General features: G+C 44.6%; 6 protein-coding genes. 5 read left to right on the top strand and 1 reads right to left on the bottom strand.

The window, feature by feature from the left end; translation table 11 throughout:
- From kdpB to V6C93_RS05765, 4 genes are all read left to right on the top strand, one after another.
- Positions 1-1,080 (top strand): potassium-transporting ATPase subunit KdpB (gene kdpB, locus V6C93_RS05780; protein WP_333475700.1); only part of this gene is annotated, 1,080 nt, incomplete at its 5' end.
- A 35-nt stretch (positions 1,081-1,115) separates the two neighbouring features.
- A complete protein-coding gene (gene kdpF, locus V6C93_RS05775) occupies positions 1,116-1,385 on the top strand; it encodes a K(+)-transporting ATPase subunit F (protein ID WP_333475699.1) in 270 nt (89 codons plus the stop codon).
- A gap of 3 nt (positions 1,386-1,388) precedes the next feature.
- Complete coding sequence (gene kdpC / locus V6C93_RS05770; RefSeq protein ID WP_333475698.1) at positions 1,389-2,030, top strand: K(+)-transporting ATPase subunit C; 642 nt, start codon at positions 1,389-1,391, stop codon at positions 2,028-2,030.
- A 106-nt stretch (positions 2,031-2,136) separates the two neighbouring features.
- Positions 2,137-3,288, top strand: coding sequence for a sensor histidine kinase KdpD (locus tag V6C93_RS05765; RefSeq protein WP_333475697.1), 1,152 nt, complete (start codon positions 2,137-2,139; stop codon positions 3,286-3,288).
- 141 nt (positions 3,289-3,429) lie between these two features.
- Here the strand turns inward: V6C93_RS05765 and V6C93_RS05760 are convergent, their stop codons facing one another.
- Positions 3,430-4,005 (bottom strand): class I SAM-dependent methyltransferase, encoded by a 576-nt coding sequence (locus V6C93_RS05760; RefSeq protein WP_349262622.1) that lies wholly within the window; start codon positions 4,003-4,005, stop codon positions 3,430-3,432.
- A gap of 86 nt (positions 4,006-4,091) precedes the next feature.
- Between V6C93_RS05760 and V6C93_RS05755 the strand changes: the two genes are divergently transcribed.
- The coding region (locus V6C93_RS05755; RefSeq protein WP_333475695.1) for a glycosyltransferase at positions 4,092-4,897 on the top strand (806 nt) is incomplete at its 3' end.

Genomic DNA, 4,897 nt, shown 5'->3' with positions numbered 1-4,897 from the left:
GAATTTATCCCGGTTAACGGTCATACGCAAGCGGATATGGCTTGCGTGGCGCTGGCGGCGAGTATCTTTGATGAAACACCGGAGGGTAAATCGATTGTTCGACTGGCAGAAAAGTTGGGGGCAATCGTTGATTGCGATCGCAACGCTGCCGAAGGAATCGAGTTTTCTGCCAGAACCCGCATGAGTGGCACCGATTTACCCAATGGCAGCGAGGTACGTAAGGGTGCGGTGGATGCGATTAAAGGATTTGTACGTTCTCGTGGTGGACGCCTTTCGCCAGAACTCGATAAAGCCTACGAACGGGTTTCTCGCTTAGGCGGCACTCCCCTTGCCGTTTGTCAGGACGGTGAACTTTACGGCGTTATCTACCTGAAAGACATTGTCAAACCCGGTATCCGCGAACGGTTTGACCAATTGCGGCGAATGGGTGTTCGTACTGTCATGCTGACAGGCGATAACCGAATTACAGCAGAAGTGATTGCGGCTGAAGCTGGCGTCGATGACTTCATTGCGGAAGCCACACCAGAAGACAAAATCGCCGTCATCCAAGCTGAACAGGCAGAAGGTAAGCTGGTTGCCATGACAGGCGACGGTACCAATGACGCCCCAGCTTTAGCTCAAGCGAATGTTGGCTTAGCCATGAATTCTGGCACCCAAGCGGCAAAAGAAGCCGCCAATATGGTGGACTTGGATTCCGATCCCACCAAGTTAATTGACTTAGTAACGATTGGTAAGCAGTTGCTGATTACTCGCGGGGCGTTGACAACGTTTTCAATTGCCAACGACGTTGCTAAATACTTTGCCATTATTCCAGCTATGTTTGCGGCGGCTGGGATTGGTAGTCTCAACATTATGGGCTTGACAAGTTCGCAATCAGCCGTATTGAGCGCGCTAATTTTCAACGCTTTGATTATCCCGGCTTTAATCCCTCTAGCGCTCAAGGGCGTCAAGTTTAAACCCGTCAGTTCCAATCAGTTGCTGTTAGAAAACATGTTGAAGTATGGCGTGGGTGGTGTCATTGTACCGTTCATTGGCATCAAATTTATTGACTTAATCGTTTCAGCCATTGGTTTGGCGTAAACAAGAACTACAAACACAGGAAGGAAAAAATAATTATGAAGCGAGTTAATCCGTTTCGCCAGGTAATGCCCGTTGAATTGAGTGATGGCATTGAGTTGCTGCAAGAGCAGTGGAAAAGAAATCCGCTTCCTTTCGGGCTATTTCTGATGATGTGCCTGAATTTGGTCATTGCTCCTGCCGTCTACGCTTCCGCAGGGCAAGCAATTGAGCGTACACAGGCTTGGTCAATTGGGATTTTGGCTTTGGTAACTGTAGGGTTAGCGAGCTATTTATTTGCTGTAATTTTACAACCGGATCGCTTCTAAATTATGGTTAGAGAATTCATTACTGGTGTTCGCTCCACCCTAGTTCTCTGGGTGTTGACGGCAATCCTCTATCCTCTGCTGATGCTTCTAATCGGTCAAATGGTTTTTCCGTATCAAGCAAATGGTAGCTTGATTCAAGACGCTCAAGGAAAGATTGTCGGTTCAGCTTTAATCGGTCAACCCTTCACATCCGCTCGCTATTTTCAATCTCGTCCCAGCACAACGAGTTACAGTACGGCTGACCCAAAAGATGATAAATCGGGTGTCATCAAAACAGGAGTATCGGGTGCTAGCAACCTAGCTCCAAGTAACACGGCAGTACTGCTTAAAGATAATAGGAAACCCAACGATCCAGATTTAATCAAACGGATTCGTGAGGATGCAGATAAGCTGAAACAGTCAGGGATTCAGCCAACTGCAGATTTAGTTTACACCTCTGGCTCTAGCTTAGACCCACATATTAGTCCTCAGGCAGCATTGGCGCAGATTGAACGGGTGGCAAAAGCGCGTAATCTTAATCCGAATCAACTTGAGCTTTTGATTAACCAAAATACAGATAGCAGATTTCTCGGAATTTTCGGAGAGCCTGGAGTTAACGTACTCAAACTTAATCTTGCTGTAGACAAGTTAAAGCCTAGTAGCTAAGAATCACCGCTTCTATAGCAATTCTAAATGATTCGTAAAGATGAGATTCTCGACTTATTAGAGAAGTCGGGAATCTGAACCTCTGTAGTACAAGGATTCTCCAGCCATGATTAGTAATAGCCAATTAAGCAATCAGCCAACATCATCAATGTCTTACGAACAGACAAAACGGCGTCGGGGAAAACATAAATTGTTTATTGGTATGGCTCCTGGCGTCGGAAAAACCTATCGAATGCTGGAAGAAGCTCACCAATTAAGAGAAGAAGGCATTGATGTAGTTATTGGCTTACTAGAAACTCATGGGCGTGAAGAAACGGCTGCAAAAGCGATTGGGTTAGAAGTTGTTCCTAAAAAACTAATTGTTCACAAGGGTGTCACGTTAGAAGAAATGGACACCGACGCGATTCTAGAACGTCAACCTCAACTCATACTAGTTGATGAACTTGCTCACACAAACGTACCTGGTTCTCAACGAGAAAAACGTTACCAAGATGTTGAGGTTATTTTGGAAGCTGGAATTGATGTGTATTCAACGGTTAATATTCAGCACTTAGAAAGCCTCAATGATGTAGTAGTAAAGATTACAGGAATTGTAGTGCGAGAGCGGATTCCCGATCGCATTCTGGATGAAGCGACAGAAGTGGTAGTCATTGATGTCACACCTGAAACGCTTCAAGAACGGTTAATTGAAGGGAAAATCTACGCCTTAGAGAAAATTGAACAGTCTCTACAAAACTTCTTTCAAAAGCGTCATTTAGTCGCCTTACGGGAGTTAGCACTGCGGGAGGTAGCTGACAATCTTGAAGAAGCGGCAGAGACTTCTACCCCAAATGGTCAATTTTGCTGCGTCCATGAGCGAGTTCTGGTTTGTCTTTCAACTTACCCCAATTCAGCTCAATTGTTGCGTAGGGGGGCAAGGTTAGCTACTGTTATGCGTGCGCGTCTGTACGCCTTATTTGTTGAGAATCCTGAATGTTTTTTGACTAGAGAAGAAAGTCTCCATCTTGAAACCTGCAAACATTTTTGTAAAGAATTTGGGGGCGAATTTATCCAGGTTAAAAATGCAAATATTGCTGAAGCGATCACCCAAGTTGCCCAAAAATATCATGTTACTCAAGTAATTTTAGGCCAATCTCAGAAATCTCGCTGGGAAATACTTTGGAAAGGTTCCCTCATCCAGAAGTTAGTGCGATATCTCAAAGATGTCGATTTGCATATTATTGCAACTGAAAAGAACCCACCTAAGCCGTTGCGGTAATTTTTATCTCATTGCCTGAAATGCCTGGAAAAGACAAGACATCCCAGCTCTGATACATCTGAAGTGAGACTGTGTCCCTACTCATCCTGAACGAAGAAGGATGAAGGATGGAAGCAGAAGAACACGTTGACTCTCTTATTTCTATCCAAGAACTATCTCAATGGGAGACTCAACCCATAATTCTTGCTTAGGCTCTCGAATCGGCTTAATCGCCCTCAATTCAACAATCATTTCTTTAACAATATTTCTAAACGTTTTTACTTCAAACATAATTTGTTCTGCATTTTTACCCTGATGGGTATTGGCATCGACCCATAAAATTCTTTTGTCAATGAACCAATCCCCTCTGTAACCATAATCAGCAAACCAATAATAAGGTTGTGCAAAATAGCTAAAAGAGTTTAAAAAATAGGGCTTGACGTGTGTTGGGTCTTCAAAGGCATCATCGCTGGAACCGTAAGGCACTCTAAATACGGCTTTAGCGTTTGGTTTGGCAATCCTGTGAATTTCTGCCATGAAAGCTAAAGGATGATGCAAATGTTCAATTACATGGCTGGCGAAGAATTCATCGATTTCATCGTTGTCAAACGGTAATTTCACCTCTTGGCAATCATCTAAATTTGCAATAATGTCAACCCCACTTAAAGGAACTTTATCTAAATTAATCCAACCGGGCAAAACAGTTTTGCCACAACCTAAATTAAGTTTTTTAGTGATTTGTTTCATTTTTGCAGGGTCATTCGTGTTACCAAGCTATTCCCTAAGAAAATATTATTTTACGGCTGAGCTTCTCTTCAGGACAGATGTCTGACGAAATTCATCTAACTGTAACGGCTAAACCTCAAACCCAAATGTTGCTAATGAAAGCCCTCATTTCTATTGTTATCACCACGTATAACGGAGAGCGTTACCTCGGCGCTGCAATCGAGAGTGTCCTCTCACAAACTAGGGGCGATTTTGAGTTGCTGATTTGGGATGATGGCTCAACGGATGATTCGGTTCGTATTGCTCAGACTTATGCAAAGCAGGACAGCCGCGTTCGGGTGGTAGCGGCAGTCCATCAAGGACGAGTACAAGCACTAAAAGGCGCGATCGCACAAACCACTGGCACCTACATCGGTTGGATAGACCAAGATGACCTGTTAGCAGCAGCCGCGTTGCAGGAAACAACCGCCATACTCGATACCAACCCTGAGGTGGGATTCGTTTACACCGATTACTTGGATATGGAGGAAAGTGGCAAGATTAGAGGCTACGGAACTCGGTGCCATATTCCCTACTCCAAAGAACGCCTGCTTTTGGACTTCATGACCTTCTTTTTCCGGTTGATGCGTCGCGAAGTCTTTGAGCAAGTGGGTGGACTGGATGAGTCCATGACCCATGTTGAGGATTACGATCTGTGCCTCAAACTGTCAGAAGCGACCGAGGTACGACACGTTAAGAAGCCACTTTACTATTATCGTTGTCATGGGTTGAGCGCCTCCCAGAAATATCCACGACAGCAAGCTGAGAACGCCTGTGATGCGATCGCAAACGCTTTAAAACGTCGGGGACTCGCTGAGCAATTACAGGTACAACTCGAAATTCTTCAGGATGTTCCCTTTCAGTC

This window comes from Allocoleopsis sp. (assembly GCF_036703385.1).
GTDB lineage: Bacteria > Cyanobacteriota > Cyanobacteriia > Cyanobacteriales > Coleofasciculaceae > Allocoleopsis.
The sequence above is the reverse complement of the archived record's forward strand: the minus strand, read 5'-3'. Positions and strand labels throughout refer to the sequence as shown.